The organism is Streptomyces sp. C1-1, from assembly GCF_050214755.1.
GTDB lineage: Bacteria > Actinomycetota > Actinomycetes > Streptomycetales > Streptomycetaceae > Streptomyces.
Window position 1 is genome coordinate 3,546,833 of record NZ_CP189826.1, and the last position, 19,733, is coordinate 3,566,565.

The 19,733-nt window shown below is 72.8% G+C and carries 14 protein-coding genes; 9 read left to right on the forward strand and 5 right to left on the reverse strand.

Annotated elements, in window-relative coordinates:
* Positions 1-22 precede the first annotated feature (22 nt).
* On the reverse strand, positions 23-1,192 hold the full coding sequence (locus ACQF4J_RS15980; protein WP_427165882.1) for a hypothetical protein: 1,170 nt from the start codon (positions 1,190-1,192) through the stop codon (positions 23-25).
* Positions 1,189-2,121, reverse strand: a complete 933-nt coding sequence (locus tag ACQF4J_RS15985) for an acyltransferase (protein ID WP_427165884.1) — start codon at positions 2,119-2,121, stop codon at positions 1,189-1,191. The genes ACQF4J_RS15980 and ACQF4J_RS15985 overlap by 4 nt, the downstream gene beginning before the upstream one ends.
* A gap of 416 nt (positions 2,122-2,537) precedes the next feature.
* Here ACQF4J_RS15985 and rfbB point away from each other — a divergent pair, with 416 nt between their 5' ends.
* The 6 genes from rfbB (at position 2,538) to ACQF4J_RS16015 (ending at position 9,912) form a co-directional block, all read left to right on the forward strand.
* On the forward strand, positions 2,538-3,515 hold the full coding sequence (rfbB, locus tag ACQF4J_RS15990; RefSeq protein WP_427165886.1) for a dTDP-glucose 4,6-dehydratase: 978 nt from the start codon (positions 2,538-2,540) through the stop codon (positions 3,513-3,515).
* A gap of 94 nt (positions 3,516-3,609) precedes the next feature.
* The gene (gene rfbA / locus ACQF4J_RS15995) at positions 3,610-4,479 is read left to right on the forward strand and encodes a glucose-1-phosphate thymidylyltransferase RfbA (RefSeq protein WP_351576306.1); all 870 of its coding nucleotides are present in this window, start codon (positions 3,610-3,612) and stop codon (positions 4,477-4,479) included.
* Positions 4,480-4,583: 104 nt separating this feature from the next.
* Positions 4,584-5,849, forward strand: a complete 1,266-nt coding sequence (locus ACQF4J_RS16000) for a hypothetical protein (protein WP_351802906.1) — start codon at positions 4,584-4,586, stop codon at positions 5,847-5,849.
* A gap of 64 nt (positions 5,850-5,913) precedes the next feature.
* Entirely contained in the window at positions 5,914-7,629 is a 1,716-nt protein-coding gene (locus ACQF4J_RS16005; protein WP_427165888.1) for a 3-deoxy-7-phosphoheptulonate synthase, read from the forward strand.
* Between the two features lie 93 nt (positions 7,630-7,722).
* Positions 7,723-9,150, forward strand: coding sequence for an MFS transporter (locus tag ACQF4J_RS16010; protein WP_427165889.1), 1,428 nt, complete (start codon positions 7,723-7,725; stop codon positions 9,148-9,150).
* Between the two features lie 102 nt (positions 9,151-9,252).
* Positions 9,253-9,912 carry a helix-turn-helix transcriptional regulator gene (locus ACQF4J_RS16015; protein ID WP_351802902.1) on the forward strand — a complete coding sequence of 220 codons (660 nt, stop codon included), beginning with the start codon at positions 9,253-9,255 and terminating at the stop codon, positions 9,910-9,912.
* Here the strand turns inward: ACQF4J_RS16015 and ACQF4J_RS16020 are convergent.
* Genes ACQF4J_RS16020 through ACQF4J_RS16030 form a run of 3 tightly spaced genes read right to left on the reverse strand, consistent with a single transcriptional unit; the run spans position 9,902 to position 14,311 of the window.
* Complete coding sequence (locus ACQF4J_RS16020; protein ID WP_427165891.1) at positions 9,902-11,446, reverse strand: long-chain-fatty-acid--CoA ligase; 1,545 nt, start codon at positions 11,444-11,446, stop codon at positions 9,902-9,904. The genes ACQF4J_RS16015 and ACQF4J_RS16020 overlap by 11 nt on opposite strands.
* The gene (gene hemA, locus ACQF4J_RS16025) at positions 11,443-12,696 is read right to left on the reverse strand and encodes a 5-aminolevulinate synthase (protein ID WP_351584272.1); all 1,254 of its coding nucleotides are present in this window, start codon (positions 12,694-12,696) and stop codon (positions 11,443-11,445) included. Before hemA ends, ACQF4J_RS16020 begins: the two co-directional genes overlap by 4 nt.
* A 40-nt stretch (positions 12,697-12,736) precedes the next feature.
* Complete coding sequence (locus tag ACQF4J_RS16030) at positions 12,737-14,311, reverse strand: class I adenylate-forming enzyme family protein (RefSeq protein WP_427168586.1); 1,575 nt, start codon at positions 14,309-14,311, stop codon at positions 12,737-12,739.
* A 240-nt stretch (positions 14,312-14,551) separates the two neighbouring features.
* On the opposite strand from ACQF4J_RS16030, the gene ACQF4J_RS16035 reads away from it, so the two are divergent.
* The 3 genes from ACQF4J_RS16035 to ACQF4J_RS16045 all read left to right on the forward strand — a co-directional run bounded on the left by ACQF4J_RS16035 (position 14,552) and on the right by ACQF4J_RS16045 (position 19,551).
* Positions 14,552-15,976: an amidase gene (locus ACQF4J_RS16035; RefSeq protein ID WP_351802983.1), complete on the forward strand. Its 1,425-nt coding sequence runs from the start codon at positions 14,552-14,554 to the stop codon at positions 15,974-15,976.
* Between the two features lie 75 nt (positions 15,977-16,051).
* Positions 16,052-17,764, forward strand: a complete 1,713-nt coding sequence (locus ACQF4J_RS16040; protein ID WP_351584274.1) for an ABC transporter ATP-binding protein — start codon at positions 16,052-16,054, stop codon at positions 17,762-17,764.
* Positions 17,765-17,844: 80 nt separating this feature from the next.
* Complete coding sequence (locus ACQF4J_RS16045) at positions 17,845-19,551, forward strand: ABC transporter ATP-binding protein (RefSeq protein WP_351584278.1); 1,707 nt, start codon at positions 17,845-17,847, stop codon at positions 19,549-19,551.
* Positions 19,552-19,733 lie beyond the last annotated feature (182 nt).

Consider the following 19,733-nt stretch of genomic DNA (forward strand, 5'->3'; position numbering starts at 1 on the left):
CGCGGCCGGGCGGACTCCCCTCTCACACGGTCAGGACGGCACCGCCGGCCCGGGATCCACCGGCACGGATCGCGAGAGCCGTGTCCGCGAGAAGCCGCGCGGCACGCGCCGCGCCCGACCCCCCGGGGGCCACCGCGAGCTGCGCCGGGGTCGGCCGCACGGGCCGGTCGCCGATGAACGGCCGTACGGCGGCCTCGAGTTCGTCGGACGTGGGGGCCAGGAGCGCGGGGAAGCCCAGTCGTTCGACCCGGCCGAACGACTCGGCCGCGCGCGGGCCGTCGAGGCCGCCGGCCACGAAGACCGCGGGGACGCGCTGGACCGCCGCCTCGACGACGGTCGCCCAGCCCGGCGTCGCCACCAGGACGTCGGCCGCGCGCAGCAGCGCGGGCCGGTCCGGCACGAACCGGCGCACGACGACGTCGTCCGGGACCTCCACCCAGTCCCGGGTCAGCAGGACGAACCGGAGGTCCGGATGGCGCCGCAGCAGTCGCCGGTGGACCAGGACACAGCGTTCCACCACCCGCTGCCGGTCGTCCCGGGACCCGCCCGCGCCGCCGACGGAAGCGACCATGAGCGGGCCGGGACCGAGGCCGAGCGAGGCACGCGCGGCGCCGGCGTCGACGTGCTCCGGGACGTCACGCACCAGGGGTCCGGCGACGACGGCCCGGCCCTCGGCCAGGGCGCGGGCGACGGGGCTGCCCGCGTCGGTCTCCGGGACGTACGGCTTGTCGGTGAGCACCAGCCGAGCGGTGCTCACCACCCGGTCGAACACCGATCGCAGGGAGTCGACTCCCTGTCCGTCACTTCGCGGCGCGATGTCGTACCGACCGGTCACCAGCGCGTACGGGACGCCGGCGACGGCGGCGGCGAGGCCGGCGGCGAGGTTGTCGTCGCCGACCACCAGATCGGGGGCGACGTCGTGGAAGCAGGCCAGGTGCCCGAGCATCCGGTCGCCGCAGGCGTCGCCGTCGGCGTAGGTCTCCCGGCCCGTCCGCGGGACGGTGACCACCTCGGCCCCGACGGCGTCGAAGAGCCTGCCGAAGGCCGAGTGCGCCGGGTCCACCAGCACGGCGAGCCGGGCCCCGGGCGCTTGCAGGCGCAGCCGGCCGGCCAGGGCGAGGGCGCGCGTGGTGGGACCGGAACCGGTGGGGTCGGGGGCCAGCAGGACGGTGACGCGGTCCGGTTCCCTCACGACGCCGCCCTCCGCTCCGCCGCCAGCACCCCGGACGTCGTGTGTCCCGCGGGGACGTCGCCGACGACGACCGCGCCGGGGGCGACGACCGCACCGTCGCCCAGCACGCAGGGGCCGACGACCGTGGCGTCCGCGCCGATGCGGACGTTCGCGCCGATCCGGACCGGACCGCCCTGCCAGGGCAGTGAACGCCGGGCCAGATCATGGCCGCTGGAGACGACGAGGACCCGTGGGCCGAGGTCAGCACCGGGGCCGATGTCGATGCCGTCCGAGCCCTCCAGCACGCATCCGGCCCCGATCCGCCCGTCCGAGCCGATGCGCACGCCGCCCCGCGGTGACGGCCCGTCGGACCGGCCCATGGCGATGACGCCCGCGCCCAGCCGGACCCGGTCACCACCGGCGAACTCCGCGTCGAGCATGCCGTCCCCGTCCGAGGTCCAGCCCGGGGGCAGGGGCCTGCGGCCCGAGTCGGCGCGCGCCCGCACCCGGGCGATGATGGCGGTGAAGTCCGGGGCCCCGTCCTCCGTCACTCCCCGACGTCGGCGCAGCGGGCGGGCCGGGCGCCCCACGACGATCGTGTCCGCGGGCACGTCGGCGGTGACGTGGGCGCCGGCCGCGACGACCGCCCCGGGCCCGATCCTGACCCCCGGGTCGACGACGGCCCGCGCCCCGATCCAGGCACCGGCCTCCACCACCACGGGCGCGCCGCCGGGACGGCCGAGGGTGGACATGGAGGCGATCTGGCATCCGGTGGCGATACGCGCGGCGTCGATCCGGCAGCGGAATCCGACGAAGACTCCCCCCTCGACGACGGACGCGCGCACGGCGGTCCCGAAGCGGATCCAGGAGCCCACCCCGACGGTGGTGCCGGCCGTCACCTCGGTCCCGGCTTCGACGAGTGCGGTCAATAACCTGGAGGAATGTTCCATGGCATCTGAAATTAATGACACTCACAGCCAGGGCGCAAGCCTTGAGAAAAACTCGGCACGAAGGACCGGCGGGTCATACGCCATTAACGCAGACTTCATGTTCACCGTTCTTCAGGGAATGGAAAATTCCGCTTCTGCTTGCCATCTGCAATCTTTGTCAAGTCATTGCCATGAACCACCCGCACGGACCGCGCCAGTCGGCTCCGACGGCCGCCAGTATGCTGTTGCGCACCGATGTTCGATGTTCTACGATCCTTGGAGCTCGCCCCCGGCACATCAGCCGGCAGGACCGCGAGCGAACGGGGGGCAGTGATGCGACGTCATCTAATTTCAGTATTCAATTTCTTGCGGCTCCCCGGACCGGTGCGCGAAATCGCCGCATCGGAACAGCGTTGAAAACCGCCGAAGGGTGAGCCATGCATATATTGGTGACGGGTGGTGCCGGCTTCATCGGCAGCAATTACGTACGCCGACTCCTGGACGGCCGATCGGACATCACGGTCGATCGCGTCACCGTTCTCGACAAACTGACCTACGCGGGCAACCTCGCCAACCTCGCCCCGGTCGCCGACCACCCGGCCCTGCGCTTCGTCCGGGGCGACACCGCCGATCCGGCCCTGGTGCCGGAGTTGATGTCCGGCGTGGACGCCGTGGTCGACTTCGCCGCGGAGACCCACGTCGACCGGTCCATCGCGAGCTCCGCCGAGTTCGTCAGGACCAACGTCCTCGGCACCCAGAACCTCCTCCAGGCGGCCCTGCACCGGAAGGTCACGCGGTTCGTCCACGTCTCCACCGACGAGGTGTACGGCTCCATCGACACCGGCTCCTGGACCGAGGACTGGCCCCTGGCCCCCAACTCCCCCTACGCCGCGGCCAAGGCGGGCGCCGACCTGCTCGTGCTCGCCTATGCCCGCACCCACGGCCTGAACGTCGGCATCACACGCTGCAGCAACAACTACGGCCCCTACCAGTTCCCGGAGAAGGTCGTCCCGCTGTTCGTGACCACCCTCCTGCGGGGCGGCACCGTGCCGCTCTACGGCGACGGGCTCAACGTCCGCGACTGGCTGCATGTCGAGGACCACTGCCGCGGCATCGACCTCGTCCTGACCGACGGCGCCCGGGGTGAGGTGTACAACATCGGCGGTGGACTGGAGTTGACGAACCGTCAGCTGACCGGTCTGATCCTCGACGCGTGCGGCGCCGACTGGTCGTCGGTGCGGCCCGTGCCCGACCGCAAGGGCCACGACCGGCGCTACTCACTGGACGACGGCAAGCTCAGGGCACTCGGCTACCGGCCCCAGGTCGCCTTCGAGGACGGACTCGCGCAGACCATCGACTGGTACCGGCGAAACACCGACTGGTGGCAGCCCCTCGTGGTCCGGAGCGCCGCCTGACGCCGTGCCGCGCGCTCACCGGCACCTAGGCCCCCGTCCACCGACACCGGGCCCGCGCCCATCGACACACGACCGACGAACCGAAGGAAGTCCCATGCGCGGCATCATCCTCGCCGGCGGCTCCGGAACCCGGCTGCGCCCGCTCACCAGCGTGCACTCCAAGCAGTTGCTGCCGGTCTACGACAAACCCATGATCTACTACCCGCTGTCCGTCCTGATGCAGGCCGGCATCCGCGAGATCCTGGTCATCTCCGCACCCGAGCACCTGGAGGCCTACCGCTCGCTGCTCGGTGACGGCAGCCGGCTCGGGATCTCCCTGTCCTACACCGTCCAGCAGGAGCCCCGGGGCATTGCCGAGGCCCTCGTGATCGGCGGCCCGTTCACCGCGGGCGAGGACGTCTGCCTGATCCTCGGGGACAACATCTTCTACGGCCACCGGCTGCCCGACATGCTGCGCCAGGAGGCCCGGCGCCTCGACGGCTGCACCCTGTTCGGATACCCCGTGAGCGACCCCGAGCGCTACGGCGTGGCCTCCGTCGCCGAGGACGGCACCATCGCGACCCTGGAGGAGAAGCCCGCCCGGCCCGCCTCCAACCTCGCCGTCACCGGGCTCTACATGTACGACGCCGACGCCGCGAACCGGGCCGCCCGCCTCACTCCCTCCGCCCGCGGCGAGCTGGAGATCACCGATCTCAACCTCACCTACGTGCGCGAGGGCCGAGCCCGCCTGGTCGGGCTGGGCCGGGGATCGGCGTGGTTCGACACCGGCACGCACGACAGCCTGCTGGAGGCCGCGATGTTCGTCCAGGTGCTGGAGAAGCGCCAGGGCATCCGCATCTCCTGCCTGGAGGAGGTCGCCTACCGCATGGGCTACGTCGGCAGGGAGCAACTGGCCCTGCTGGGCAAGGAGATCTCCGCCTCCTCCGCCTACGGCCGGTACGTGATGGATCTGGCGAACGCCTGAACCCCTCCCCCGACCGGGATCTCCGGTCACCCAGCGATGCCCTTGATCGCCAGCATACTGGCCGCTCGGCCAGCAAACTCCGCAGTGCACACGAAAGGTCCGAGATGAAGGTGCTCTACCTGCCGGCCGAGACCGGCACCGGCCACAACATGCGCGCGCTCGCGGTCGCCGCCCAGGTGCGCGCCCTGTTCCCGGCGGCCGAGCAACACGTGTACCTCGCGTCGAAGAGCACGGTCTTCCGCTCGATGTTCGAGACCGTCGGCACCCGGGTGCACGTGGCCCCGGCCGAACGGGACCACGCCAACACCTCACAACTGGGCACGAGTTTCGACTGGACGACGTACGTCACCAACTACCTGGACCGCACGTTCATCAGCGGCGACAAGATGCTCAACGCGGTCGCGCTGATCGAGGACATCGGGCCCGACGTCGTCGTGAGCGACTACAACATCGCGGGCAGCCTCGCCGCCGAGGTGGCGGGGGTGCCGCACGTACTGATCACCGAGCGCTACGACTTCACCCTCGGGCAGCTCGACAACGACAGCCTCGTCGAGGCCGGCTTCACCGTCGGTGACCCCGACGAGGTGGACGCCATCCGCACCTCCCTCACCCGGCTGTTCGGCTGGGTGACCCGCCGCGCCCGGGCCGTGCTGACCGACAAGCCGCCCGTCGAACGGCTCGACCACGGCACACCCGTGCTCCGCGCGATCGGGGCCGGCAACGGCCACTTCGTCGGGCCGATCGTGCGCGCGGAGTGCGCGGCCGACCCCGCGCCGCGCGCGGAGGTCGACGAGCGGTTCGGCCTCGAAGGCAGCGAGTACATCGTCGCCGGGTTCGGCGGTACCACCATGTTCACCGAGAACAAGAGCCGGCTGCTCGCCAACTACCTCGCCGCGTTCGAGAAGTTGCGGGCGGCGCACCCGCGGGCCCGGCTCGTCGTCATCGGTCGCCAGGAGATCGCCGAGGACATCGACGGGGTCGTCTTCCTCAACTACGTGCCGGACTGGCACTCCCTGGTGAAGCACGCCAAGGTCGTGCTGTCGCCCCCGGGCTGGATCTCGGTGACGGAGATGGCCGTGATGAACGCCCCCGTCGCGTACGTGCTCAGCGGTCGCAACGAGTATCACGAGCTGGAGGCGATGCGTCGGCTGGCGCTGCTCGGCTACACCACCGTGACCGAACCGGACGAGGCGGCCCTGCTCGGCATCCTCCAGGACGCGTTCGACGCCCCGGACACGTTCACCCGGGCCACCTCCGAGGCGTCCCGGACGATCGCGCCGACCAGCAACGGTGCCGAGGTGGCCGCCAAGTTGATCGCCCAGACCGCCGCCGAGGCACATGTGCACCGGGAGACGGCCGACGCGGCCTGATCCCGCGCGCGACCGGCCCCCGCCGACCCCCCACCTGACCACGAATCACGTAAGGGTGTTCCGAATGGACTCGTATCCCGACTTCGCGCCGCCGTCCGCGATGCCGGCAGCCACCCGGATGATGCTGCACAACGAGGGCTCCACGACCGTCCTGCTGCAGTCCCTCGTCGGCAGCGCGCTGTCGGCACAGGTGCTGCCGGAGACGGACCCCGCCCCGCTCGCCCCGTCCGGACATCTCACCGAGGTCTTCGGCGCCGGCCCGCACGACGGTCTCGGGATCCGCCACTCCCGGCTGCGCGACAGCGCGGGCACGTTGGTGAGCGAGAACCTCATCACCTTCCGCCGGACCGACCGCGACCGCCTCATCCCCCGGGACGACACTCCGTTCGGGCTGCACACCCGGCGCCTGGGGCTGTTCGAGAGGCGCCGGATCTTCACCGTCGGCACGACCACCGAACGCTTCGGACTGCTGCCCGCCGGATCGCCCGGCCGGGTCTACGAGATCGAGTTCTCCGACCGGGCCCGGGTCCTGGTGCACGAGGTCTTCAACCCACGGTTCGTGACGACCGGCGAGCCCCCGGCCGCCCCCGGCGGCGACCGCCCCGCCACCGACCTCGCGCACACCGCGGCGGGGCCGCACCACCAGCCGCGCTGGCCGGACGCGGCCCGGGTGCGGCAGGTCCGCGAGGTCCTGACCAAAGTCGATCCGCTGGTGCGTGCCACCGACTGCCGCGCCCTGCAGGCCGAACTCGCCGGGCCGGCCTTCCTGCTCCAGGCCGGGGACTGCGCGGAGACCTTCCGGGACAACACACCCCGCTCCGTGGTGAACCGGGTGTCGCTGCTGCGCGGCATGTCCGACCGGATCGCGGCGGCCTCGGGCGTCCGGGTCGTCACCGTCGGCCGGATCGCCGGTCAGTACGCCAAGCCCCGTTCCTCACCGGTCGAACGGCGTGGCGGCATCGCCCTGCCCTCCTATCTGGGCGACGCCGTGAACTCCGTGTCCTTCTCCGCTCGCGAGCGCACCCCCGACCCGAGCCAACTGCTGCGCGCCTACCGGGAGTCCAGCAAGGCCCTGTCGTTCATGGCCGGTTCGGGGGTGTACGCCTCCCATGAGGCCCTGCTGCTCGACTACGAACGCCCGCAGGTGAGGCACTCCGCACAGGACGGCCGGCCGTACGGTCTGTCGGCACACCTGCTGTGGATCGGGGAACGCACCCGGGCCCTGGCAGGGCCGCACATCGAGTTCGCCGCGAGCATCGCCAATCCCGTCGCGGTGAAGCTCGGGCCGGGTTGCAGCCCGGAGGAGCTGCTGCGGCTGCACAGCGCGCTCAATCCGGACAACGTCCCCGGACGGCTGACGTTCGTCCTGCGCATGGGCCACACCCATGCCTACGACCGCTGCCGCGCGCTGCTCGCCGCCGCGACCGACGCCGAACTCGCCGACCGGTTCGTCAGCGACCCGATGCACGGCAACTCCGTGACCAGTGCCGCGGGTGTGAAGACGCGCACCATGGGGGCGATCGAGGCGGAGCTCCGCGCCTTCTTCGACGCCTGCCGCGACACAGGGACGACGCCTGGCGGTGTCCATCTGGAGGTGTCGGGCGACGACGTCACCGAGTGCGTCGACTCGGAGATCGACGACGTCTACCTGGCCGCCCGGTACCGCTCCGCCTGCGATCCCCGGCTCAACCCCGCGCAGTCGCTGCGGCTGGCCGACGTGGTGGGTGAGCTGCTGGCCGAGACGTTCGCCGACTCCCCCGGGCTGAGCCTGACGGCTTGACCTGACATCGGTGTCAGTTCGTAGCGTCCCGGTCGTTCCCCCTCCTTCCCACTCCCGTTCCCTCTTTCCCGGTTCCCGAAGGGAGGTACCCCTGTGTCCGACGACGCCCGGTCCGACAGGGTCGCCTTGCTCACCGTGACCTGCGTCGGTCAGTTCATGGTCCTGCTGGACAACACGATCACCAGCGTCGCGCTGCCCGACATGGAGCGGCGACTGCACACGACGCTCACGGGGCTGCAGTGGATCGTGGACGCCTACGTTCTCGCGGTCGCGATGCTGCTGCTGGCCGGTGGTGTCTGTGCCGACCGGTTCGGCCGCAAGCGCGTGTTCCTGGGCGGCCTGACCGTGTTCACGCTCTCGTCCCTGCTGTGCAGTGTCTCCACGACCGTCGGCTGGCTGCTCGCCGCCCGCATCCTGCAGGGCATCGGCGCGGCCGCGCTGAGCCCGGCGAGCCTGGCGCTGCTCGGCTCCGGCTACCCGGACCCGCGGGAGCGGGTGCGGGCGATCGGCCTGTGGGCCGGCTTCAGCGGCATCGGCCTGGCCGCCGGTCCGCTGGCCGGCGGGCTGCTCGTGGACGCCTTCGACTGGCGGGCCATCTTCCTGATCAACCTCCCGATCGGGCTGGTCCTGCTGGTGGTCGGCCTGCGCGTCCTCGGCGAGTCCCGCAACCCCGCCGCACCGCCGCTCGACCTTCCGGGACAGGCGCTGTCCGTCCTCGGTGTGGGCGCGCTGACCTTCGGGCTCATCGAGGCCGGCGACCGTGGCTGGACGTCGCCGCTGATCCTGGGCAGCTTCGCCGCCTCGGCCCTGCTGCTCGCCCTGTTCGTGGTGGTCGAGGCGCGTACGGCGACGCCCATGCTGCCTCTGGGGCTGTTCCGCAAGCGGCTGTTCAGCGTGTCCAACACCGCGATGACGGTCGTCGGGTTCGGTCTGATGGGCTCGGGTTTCTTCTTCTCCCAGTTCTTCGTCTCCGTCCAGGGTGCCTCGGTGCTCCGGGCGGGCCTGGAGACGCTGCCGTGCTCCCTGGCCATGGTGGTGTGCAGCCCGTACGCGGCCCGGATCGCCGCCCGGTTCGGTTTCCGTGCGGTCGTCACCGTCGGTCTGCTCCTGGCCGGTCTCGGCCTGCTGGCCATGGCGGGCGTGCAGGAGGACACCGGCTACGGCAACGTCTGGTGGCGGCTGGCGGTCACCGGCGTCGGGTTCGGTCTGACGATGTCCCCGCTGACCGGGGCCGCGATCTCCTCGGTCCGCCCGCAGGAGGGCGGTCTCGCCTCGGGGATCAGCAGCACCACCCGGCAGATCGGGGCGGTCTTCGGGGTGGCCGTGCTCGGCGCCGTCGTACGGACCCGGCAGGAGCACGGCGCCTCCTTCGGGGACGGCCTCGACTCGGCCTTCCTGCTGGCCGGCGTGGTCACCCTGGTCGGTGCCGTCTTCACCGGCCTGTGGCTGGTCCGGGCGAGGCCGGCGGCCCCGGCCGCCACCGAGCCGGCCGCCGCTCCCCCGGCGGCCACCCGACGGTGACGTCCTGACGCCGCCCGGTCGGCACACGGCGGTGGCCGGGCTCCGGCCCGGCCACCGCCGTGTGCCGACCGGGCGGCGTGCCCACAGCGAGAAGAGGGAGACATGTCCTTTCCGCTACGTCAGACCGCTCGCGAGACCGCTCGTGGCGTCACCGTCGCCTTGGCCGTGCGCAACGACATCCACCGGTACGGTCTCGAAGGGATGCTGCGTTCGCTCGACATCGTCTCGGGCACCTTCAGTTACCCGGCGATCGCCGACGCCGCCGACGCGGCCTCCGCGCTCGCCCTCGACCTGCTGCTGACCTCGACCGCCGAACTGCAGGAGACGGCCGACCTGCCGGCGGCGCAGCGGCTGCGCAGACACGGTGTCCGGCTGATGGTCCTGGTCGGGCCGGACGAGCGGGTGGACCCGGCGTGGGCGTCCCTGACGCACGGCTTCGTCGACCGTTCGGCGCTGCATCTTCAGCTGCTGCGGGAGGCGGTCGCCGACGTCGGCGCCGACCGCTTCCATGTCTCGCCCAGTCTGGCCAGGCAGCTGTTCGTGCCGGCGAACTCCGGTCCGGGCGTGGCCCTGACCCCCAGGGAGCTGCAGGTGCTGGAGCTGGTCGCGGACGGCCTGAGCAACAAGCAGGCCGCCCGCTCCCTGGGGATCTCCGAGAACGGCGTCAAGCGGCTGATGGGCAACATCCTGGCCAAGCTGAACAGCCCGAACCGTACGCTCGCCGTGGTCAGGGCGCTGGAGACGGGGCTGCTCAGGAAGTGACCACGGCGGCCAGGGCGGCGGTGAGCTCCCGTTTCAGCACCTTGCCGCTCGGGCCGAGGGGCAGTTCCCGGACGAACTCGACGCGGCGCGGACACTTGTAGCCCGCCAGGTGCCGACGGCTCCATGCCACCAGGGCGGCCGCCAGTGGCTCGCCGGACGTGGACCCCGCCCGGACGACGACGACCGCACACACCTCCTCGCCCTGCCGGGCGTCCGGCACACCCACGACGGCGACCTGTTCGACGGCCGGATGCCGCAGCAGGACCTCTTCGACCTCCCGTGGATAGACGTTGTAGCCGCCGCGGAGGATCACGTCCTTCTTCCGGTCCACGACGGACAGGTAGCCGTCCGCGCCGAGCACGCCCAGATCGCCGGAGCGGAACCAGCCGTCCACCAGGACCTCGGCCGTCGCCTCCGGCAGTCCGAGGTATCCGGCCATGACGTTGTGGCCGCGGATCACGATCTCCCCGACCTCGCCCGCCGGCAGCAGCTCCACGACCCCCTCGACGTCGGCACGGGCGACCGCGACCTCGACACCGGTGACCGGCAGCCCGACGGTCCCGGGCCGGCAGGGCATGCCGGGCTGGTTGTAGGCGACGACCGGCGAGGTCTCGGTCAGCCCGTAGCCCTCGTACACCTCGCAGCCCAGTGTCCGCCGCACCTGTTCCAGCACGGGCACCGGCAGGGCGGAGCCGCCGCTGTAGGCGCGGCGCAGCGCGGGGGGTGCGGGGGCTCCGGACGTCACCGCCTCCACCAGCGCGTGGTACATCGTGGGTACGCCCATGAAGACGGTGCAGCCGTGCCCGGTCATCAGCTCCAGCGCGGACGCCGCGTCGAACCTGCGCATCAGCACGAGCGTCGCGCCCGTGGCGAAGCAGGTGCCCATGACACAGGTCTGGCCGAAGGTGTGGGACAGCGGCAGACAGCCGAGCAGCACGTCGTCCGGCTCCACCGCGAACGGGGAGACGGCGGTCACCTCGATGTTCGTGACGACGCCGCGGTGCGTGAGCATCGCGCCCTTGGGACGCCCGGTGGTGCCCGAGGTGTAGAGGATCGCGGCGATGCCGTCGGGGTCGACGGGGACGAGTTCCGCCGGGACGGGCGCGGCCGCCGGGGCGTCGAGTCGTACCGCCCCGGGGTGGGCGCCCGCCACGGTGAACAGCTCGGCACCGGTGGCGTCGGCGGCGGGCGCCCCCTGTTCCAGGGCGGACGCGTCGCAGACCAGCGCCCGTGCCTCGCTGTCCCGCAGCACGAACTCGATCTCGGCGGAACGCAGTTGGGTGTTGAGCGGCACCACGGTCGCCCCGAGCGCGAGGACACCGTGGTAGACGGCGGGGAAGTCCGGCGTGTTGGGCACCAGCACGGCCACCCGGTCGCCGGGGCCGATGCCGTGGTGCCGCAGTACGCCGGCCCGTTCGCGGGCCAGTCGCCACAGCTGACGGTAGGTCACCTCGGTGGACTCCCAGACCAGGGCCGGGTGGTCCGGCCGCCGTGCCGCGGTGTCCGCGAGCACGGCGGCCAGGGAACGGGTCACACCAGCTCCTTCACGGCCGCGTCCCCCACCGCCGCCCGCCGGTCCGAGGCCGACGCGATCCCCAGGTCGCGCCAGATCCCGGCCAGCGCCTCGGCGAACTTCTGCACGTCCGCCCGGGTGTGTGTGGCCGAGGGCGCGATCCGCAGCAGTTCCTCGCCGCTGCGGACGCTGGGCGCGTTGATGGCCTGCACGTAGATGCCGTGCCGGTCGAGCAGCAGGGTCGAGGCCTGCTTGCACAGCGCGTCGTCGCCCACCAGCGCCGAGACGATGTGCGAGTCCGGGGACAGGTACGGGATGTCCGCCTCGTCCAGCAGCCGGTGCAGCAGCCCGGCGTTCTCGGCCAGTCGGGCGCGCTCGGCGTCCGAGGACCGCAGATGGCGTACGGCGGCCAGGGCGCCGGCCGCCGTGGCCGGCGGGAGAGAGGTGGTGAAGACGAAGGCACGGGAGAAGGTGCGGACCGTGTCGATCAGGTCGGCGGGCCCGGCGATGTAGCCGCCCGCCGTGCCGAGCCCCTTGGCGAGGGTGCCCATGATGACGTCGAACCGGTCGGCGATGCCCTCGCGGGCCGCGATCCCGGCGCCCTGCGGACCGTACATGCCGATCGCGTGCACCTCGTCGAGGAAGGTGGTGGCGCCGTATCGCTCGGCGAGGTCGGCGATCTCGGCGAGGGGCGCCACGTCCCCGGACATCGAGTAGACGGACTCCAGGACGATCAGCTTCGGCGCTTCCGGGTCGGTGTCGGCGAGGAGTTCGGCGAGGTGCTCGACGTCGTTGTGGCGGAAGATGCGCTTGCGCGCGCCGCTGCGCCGCAGTCCGTCGATGATCGAGGCGTGGTTCAGCTCGTCGGAGAAGACCACGGTGCCCTCGGGCTTGCCGGCGATCACCGCGAGCGCACCGTCGTTGGCTGTGTAGCCGGAGGTGAACAGCAGCGCCCCGTCCTTGCCGTGCCAGTCGGCCAGTTCGCGTTCGAGCTCGACATGGCGGTGGTTGGTGCCGCCGATGTTGCGCGAGCCGCCCGAGCCGGCCCCGAACCGTGCGACGGCGTCGTGCACCGCCGCCAGGACCAGCGGGTGCTGGCCCATGCCGAGGTAGTCGTTGCTGCACCAGACGCTGACCTCGTTCTCCGTCCGGTCGGTGCGGGCGACGGCGCTGGGGAAGTGCCCGGCGCGCCGGCCGATCTCCAGGAAGGTCCGGGTGCGGCGCTGTTCTTCGGAGATGCCGTCGGTGAAGTACTGAAGGTGCGTGGGCATGATGGGTCCTTCGCGGGTGTGGGGTGGGATGGGGGTCCGGTCAGGCGGGTGCGGCGCTTCGGCGGCGCAGCTGGGACCTGTCGGGCTTGCCGGCCGCGTTCATCGGGACCTCGTCGAGGACCAGCACCCGCTCCGGGGCGTGGGCCGGCGAGAGGGTGGCGGCGACATGGGCCCGCACCGCGTCCGGGTCGACGAGGGCTCCGGGGCGGGAGGTCACCGCGGCGTGCAGATGCTCGGTCCCGTCCTCGTCGCGGACTCCGTAGACGGCGGCCAGGGCGATCCCGGGCAGGGTCAGCACCTCGCGCTCCACGACGGCGGGGTACACCTTGGCTCCGTCGATCTTGACGATGTCGGCGACCCTGTCGAGCAGATGGAGATGGCCCCGCTCGTCCCGGTAGCCGATGTCCCCGGTGCGGTACCAGCCGTCGCGCAGGGTGTCCGCCGTCAGGGAGGCGTCGAGGTAGCCGTCCATGAGCTGGGGGGAACGCATCCGGATCTCGCCGACCTGGCCGTCGGCGAGCGACTGGCCCGAGTCCAGGTCGCGGACGTCGATCTCGACCTCCGGGAAGGGCCGGCCGACGGTCGCGGCGAGCCGCGGGTCCGCGTGGTCGGCGGGGCCGAGGAAGCTGATACGGCCGCTCTCGGAGGTGCCGTACACCTGGAGCAGGACGGGGCCGAACACCGAGACGGCCGCGGCGATGCGGGCGGGGGCGGCCGCGGTGCCGCCGTAGATGAGCCGCCGCAGACCGGACAGGCCGGCCGCGGCGGCGTCCCGGTGCCCCCGCTCCTGGAGGTGGTCGAGCAGCCGGTACAGCTGGGTGGTCGCCATGAAGGTGCGGGTGACCGCTCGCTCGCGCACCGTCCGTACCACCAGCTCCGCGTCGAACTCCGGGAGCAGTACGACGCTGCCGCCCGCGGCGAGCGCGCCGTCGACCATCGGCCCCGCCGTGTGGCTGAGCGGGGTGCTGAACAGGGCGGTGATCTCGTCGGCCTCGGCTGGTGCCGCGACGGCGGTGCGCACGGTGCCCTCCCAGGCCCCGCGGGACTTGCGGATGCCCTTGGGCCGGCCGGTGCTGCCGCTGGTGAACATGATCAGCGCGAGGTCGTCGGGGTCCCCGGCGCTCGGGTCGAGGGGCCCGGCATCGTCGGCGGGCACCGGCTCGACGGCACCGGGCACGCCGTGGCCCACGAGGGCGGTCCCGGCCCGGGACGCCAGGTCGGCCGTGCGGGCCGAACTGTCCGGGTCGGCGTACAGGACCGTCGCACCGGTGACCCGGATGATCTCCAGCTGGTCGTCGGCGGGCAGCATCGCCGTACTCGATCCCGGGTTGGTCGAGCGCAGATGGCAGACGGCCGCGCCCAGCAGGTGGGCCGCGTGACGGACCGCGATCATGTCGGGGCTGTTGGGAGCGGTGAGCACGGCGACGACGGTGCCGCGCCGCGTGCCCGCCTCCCGCAGGGCGCGGTGGGTGCCGGCCACGGAGCGGATGTACTCGGCGGCGGTGACGCCGACGTCCCGGTGGCGCAGGACCTCCTTGCCGGGGGTCGCCGCCAGCGCGGACAGCACGTCGGCCACGTAGCCGCTCGCGCTCGTCCACCACGCCTCGTCCTTCATTGCCACGCCGGCTTCTCCTTCCTGCCGCGACGACGGCGGCGATGCTCAGCGGGCTTTCGGACCGAGCCTTTCTCCGCGCGGTGGCGGGGCACAGAGGGGAACGGGTACGGCGACGGTCCGCCGAAGGGGGCTGCGCGAGGGGGGTACCCGACCGGGCAGCCCGCCGGGGCACGGCGAAGTCGTTGCCCGATCGACGGCGGCCGGTCCGCGACGGGCCGCATACGGTCCGGCGTTGTGACGATGCATGGACTCGCGGGTGAGACGCAGTGGATGGACGCGACGGCCCAGGCGCGGCTGGTCGCCTCGGGTGAGGTGACCGCCGTGGAGCTGCTGGAGGCGGCCGTCGAACGTGTCAAGGTGCTCGATCCGGCCGTGAACGCGGTGGTGATGGAGTGGTTCGACCAGGCGCGCGCGGTGGCGGCGGACCCGCTGCCACCGGGCCCCTTCCGGGGAGTGCCGTTTCTTCTGAAGGACTTCATGGCCGCCTGTGCCGGACAGCCGATGTCGAACGGCAACCACCGGCTGCGGGAGCTGGCCCTCGCGTCGCCGACCGACTCCACTCTCGTACGGCGGTTCAGGGCTGCCGGGCTGGTCATCGCGGGGCGAACCAACACCCCGGAGTTCGCCTCCCAGCCGACGACCGAACCGGCCGCGTGGGGAGCCACGCGCAACCCCTGGAACCTCGGTCACTCCACGGGTGGCTCCAGCGGCGGCGCGGCCGCGGCCGTCGCTGCGGGCATGGTCCCCGTGGCGCACGCCTCCGACGGTTCGGGTTCCATCCGTATCCCGGCGGCTTGTTGCGGCGTCCTCGGGCTGAAGCCCTCGCGCGGCCGGATCAGCGCCGGCCCGTTCGGCGACGAGGCCGGACCGGGGGTCGAACTGTGCGTCAGCCGCACCGTGCGGGACACGGCGGCGATGCTGGACGCGGTCTCGGGTCCGGGCGTGGGCGACCTGGTCGTCGCGCCCGCGCCGCGGCGGCCGTACGTCGAGGAACTGGCCGCCGATCCGGCGCCGTTGCGCATCGGGCTGCTCGACCGCACCCCGGCCGGTGACGCGGTGGACCCCGACTGCCGGGAAGCGGTGTACGCGGCGGCGGCGCTGCTGGAGGAACTGGGCCACCGGGTCGAGGTGGACCGTCCGGCGGCGCTCGCCGAGGCCGACGAGCGGATGGCGCTGGTGGCGACGAGTCCGATGGCGAACTCCTTCAAGCAGCTGGCGGACGCTCTGGGCCGGGACCTGACCGCCGCCGACATGGAGCCGGCGACCTGGTCCCGCTACCAGGCCGGGCGCCGGGTCAGTGCGGCCGAGTACGCGCAGGCGCTGGCGGCGTGCGCGGGCTTCCGGCGGCGGGTGCAGCAGTGGTGGACCGAGGGGTTCGACCTGTTGCTGACCCCGACGACGAGCCGCCCGGCCGCCCCGATCGGCTCGTTCGGGGACGACGTGCACCAGGTGGACGAACTGACGGACGGGTACATCGCCTTCACCAGGCCGTTCAACATCACCGGCCAGCCGGCGGTGAGCGTCCCGCTGCACTGGAACGGCGCGGGACTCCCGATCGGCGTCCAACTGGTCGCCGGCTACGGCCGCGAGGACGTCCTGATCGCCGTCGCCGCGCAGCTCGAACGAGCCCGCCCGTGGGCCGGGCGCACCCCCTCGCCGGAGTAATCCGCTTGAGCGGACTGCCGGTTACCGCTTTCGTGGACCCGATGCCACCGAGCGGCGAGGCGGAGGACACGGCGGATGATCGACGCGTACGAGGATCCCGGCGCGCCCGACTGCCGCGGCGGTTCGCACTACCTGATGTGGCTGGTCCGCCGCCAGCCCGGCAGATGCGCCGCCGGGGCGGTGCTGGGCAGTGTGTGGATGGTCCTGCTGGCGGCGACCCCCTATCTGCTGTCCCGGGCGATCGACGACGGGCTGGTGCCGGGGGACTTTCCGGCGCTCGCGGGCTGGACGGCCGCGCTGTTCGCGGTCGGGGTGTTCAACGCCTGGCTGAGCATCATGCGGCACCGCACCATGACCCGGGTGCGCATGGACGCCAACTTCCGCACGGTGAAGGTGGTCGTCGCGCAGGCGGTGCGGCTGGGGGCGGCGTTGCGGCGCCGGGTGGGGGCCGGGGAGGTCGTCACGATCGGGGTGGGCGACGTGCAGACGATCAGCCAGTCGCTGACGGTGGTGGGTCCCGGCGTCGGAGCGGTGGTCGCCTATCTCGTGGTCGCCGGTCTGCTGCTGTCCGTGTCACCGCTGGTGGCGGCCGTCGTCCTGCTCGGCATGCCCGTGATCGTCGTCCTCGTGGGCCCGCTGCTGGCCCGGCTGCAGGGCGCGGAGACCGAGTACCGGGAGCGGCAGGGGGTGCTGACGGCCCGTATCGCCGATCTCGCCGGCGGGCTGCGGGTCCTCAACGGGCTCGGCGGCAAGGGCCTGTTCGCGCAGGCCTTCCGGCGCGACTCGCAGCGCCTGCGCCGGCAGGGCTACCGGGTCGGCGCGGTGACCAGCTGGGTCCAGGCGCTCGGGGTGGGCCTGCCGACGCTGTTCCTGGCCCTGGTGACCTGGCTGGCGGCCCGGCTGGCCGCCCAAGGGCTCATCACCGTCGGCCAGTTGGTGTCCGTCTACGGCTATGTGGCGGTGCTGGTGAGCCCGGTGGCCTTCTGGGTGGAGTGCGGCTACCAGATCAGCCGGGGGCTGGTGTCGGCCCGGCGCGTCGTACGGTTCCTGCGGCTCGAGCCCCTCGCCGACACCGGCACCCGTGACGCGCCGGCCGGTCCCGCCGCGCTGCACGACCCCGAGTCGGGGGTCAGGGTTCCCGCGGGCGGGCTGACCGCCCTGGCCGCGGCCCGCCCGTCCGACGCGGCGGCCGTCGTCGACCGGCTCGGGGGATACACGCCCTCGGCGGCGACCTGGGGCGAGGTTCCGCTGGCCGACATACCGGTGGCGCGGATCAGGGAGCGCGTCCTGGTCGCCGACCACGAGGCGGACCTGTTCGCGCAGACGCTGCGCTCCCTGGTGGGCGGGCGGCGGGAGCGGCCGCCGGAGGACATCGAGCGGGCCGTGCGCACGGCGGTGGCCGAGGACGTCGTGCTCGGGCTGCCGGACGGGCTGGACTCGGTGATCGAGGCCCAGGGCCGCAACCTCTCCGGCGGCCAGCGCCAGCGGGTACGGCTGGTCCGCGCCCTGCTGGCCGACCCCGAGGTGCTGCTCGCGGTGGAACCGACCTCCGCCCTGGACGCCCACACCGAGGCGCGGGTCGCCGAGCGGCTGCGCGCGGCACGGCAGGGCCGTACGACTCTCGTCACTTCCACGTCCCCGCTCGTGCTGGACCGGGCCGACACCGTGTACTTCCTGGTGGAGGGAGCGGCCGTGGCGGCCGGAAGCCACCGCGAACTGCTCGACACGGAGCCCGCCTACCGGGCGCTCGTGGCCAGGGACACGGACGCCGAGGAGGTCGCGCGGTGACGACGGATTCCAGCCGTACGGCGACAGCGGATTCCCGCGGGCACCTCCCCGTCGCCGAACGCGCCGACGTGCGGCACGCGATGGTGCGGCTCGTCCGCGCCGACGCCCGGGCCTTCGCCGCCGTGCTCGCGCTCAACGCGCTCGCCGCCGGCGCCGGGCTGGCCGGGCCGTGGCTGGTGGGGCGGATCGTGGACGAGGTGCGGGCCGGCGGGGGCGTGGGCGCCGTCGACCGGCTGGCCCTGTGGATCCTGCTCTGCTCGCTCGCCCAGCTGGTGCTGGCCCGCTGGGCCCGCTATGTCGGCCATCGCTTCGGCGAGCGGACGCTGGCCCGGGTCCGGGAGCAGTTCGTCGACCGTACGCTCGCGCTGCCCGCGTCGGTCGTGGAGCGGGCCGGCACCGGCGATCTGACCGCGCGCGGCACGGGCGACGTGGCGCTGGTCGGCACCACCTTGCGCGACGCGGGCCCCGACCTGCTCATCAACGGCGTGCAGGCGGTGTTCCTGCTCGGCGCCGTGTTCGCGCTGCACCCGCTGCTGGGCGCCTGCGGCCTGCTCGGTCTGGTCCCCATCGGATGCGGTGTGCGCTGGTACCTGCGGCGCGCCCGCGACGGCTATCTCGCCGAGGGCGCCGCCACGTCCGAGGTGGCGGAGATCCTCGCGGCGACGGCGGCCGGTGCCCGGACGGTCGAGGCGCTGCGGCTTCAGGAGCGGCGCGTGACGGCGGCCCGGGACGCGCTGGAGACGTCCCGGCGCACCCGGCTGTACACGCTGTTCCTGCGGAGCGTGTTCTTCCCGGTGGTGGAGGTGTCCTATCTCGTCCCCGTCGCCGCGGTCCTGCTGGCCGGCGGGCTGCTGCACGGGCGCGGCACGCTGAGTCTGGGCGCGGTGGTGGCGGCGGCCCTGTATCTGCAGCGGCTGAGCGGGCCCCTCGACGAGATCCTGATGCGCATCGAGCAACTGCAGAACAGCGGCGCCTCGTTCGCCCGCGTCGAGGGCCTCGCCCGGGCTCCGCGTGCGGTGCGGGACGGCTCGCCCACACCGGCCGGCGACCGGATCGACGTGTCCGGGGTCCGGTACGCCTACGACCGCGGCGGCGAGGTGCTGCACGGGGTCGATCTGACCGTACGGCCCGGGGAGCGGCTGGCCGTCGTCGGCCCCTCCGGCGCCGGCAAGACGACCCTCAGCCGGCTCCTCGCGGGGGTCGACGCGCCGACCGAGGGGTCGGTGACCGTCGGCGGTGTGCCCGTCGTCGACCTCGGGCCCGAACAGCTGCGCCGTCAGGTCGTCCTGGTCACCCAGGAGCACCATGTGTTCCTGGGCACGGTCCGCGACAACCTGCTCATCGCCGAACCGGACGCCACGGACGCGGAGTTGTGGGCGGCGCTCGCGGCGGTGGGTGCCGGCGAGTGGGTGCGCGAGCTGCCGGACGGCCTGGACACCCCGCTCGGGGAGGGGGGCCGGCGCACCGACGGTTCGCAGGCGCAGCAACTCGCCCTGGCCCGCGTCGTGCTGGCCGACCCGCACACCCTGATCCTGGACGAGGCGACGGCGCTGCTGGACCCGACGACCGCCCGGCACACCGAGCGCGCCCTGGCCGCCGTACTGGAGGGGCGCACGGTCATCGCGATCGCGCACCGTCTGCACACGGCGCACGACGCGGACCGGGTGGCCGTGATGGAGAACGGCCGCCTCACCGAACTCGGCACCCATGAGCAGCTGGTGGAGGCGGACGGCGCGTACGCGGCGCTGTGGGGGACGTGGCACGGGGAGCGCCCGCAGCCCGCGTGATCGGCTCATAGGCCAGAGGCAGGTTCGCATAACGAACACGGATATCCGGTCAACGAACCATTTCCGGCCAAGTTCCTGACGCGCTCCTGACAGGGCGCAGATCTCCTGCCACCCTTCCCACAGCTTCAACACAGCAACCCCACAGCTCCACCCCAGTTCTGCCCGGGCGGTCGACCCACCGT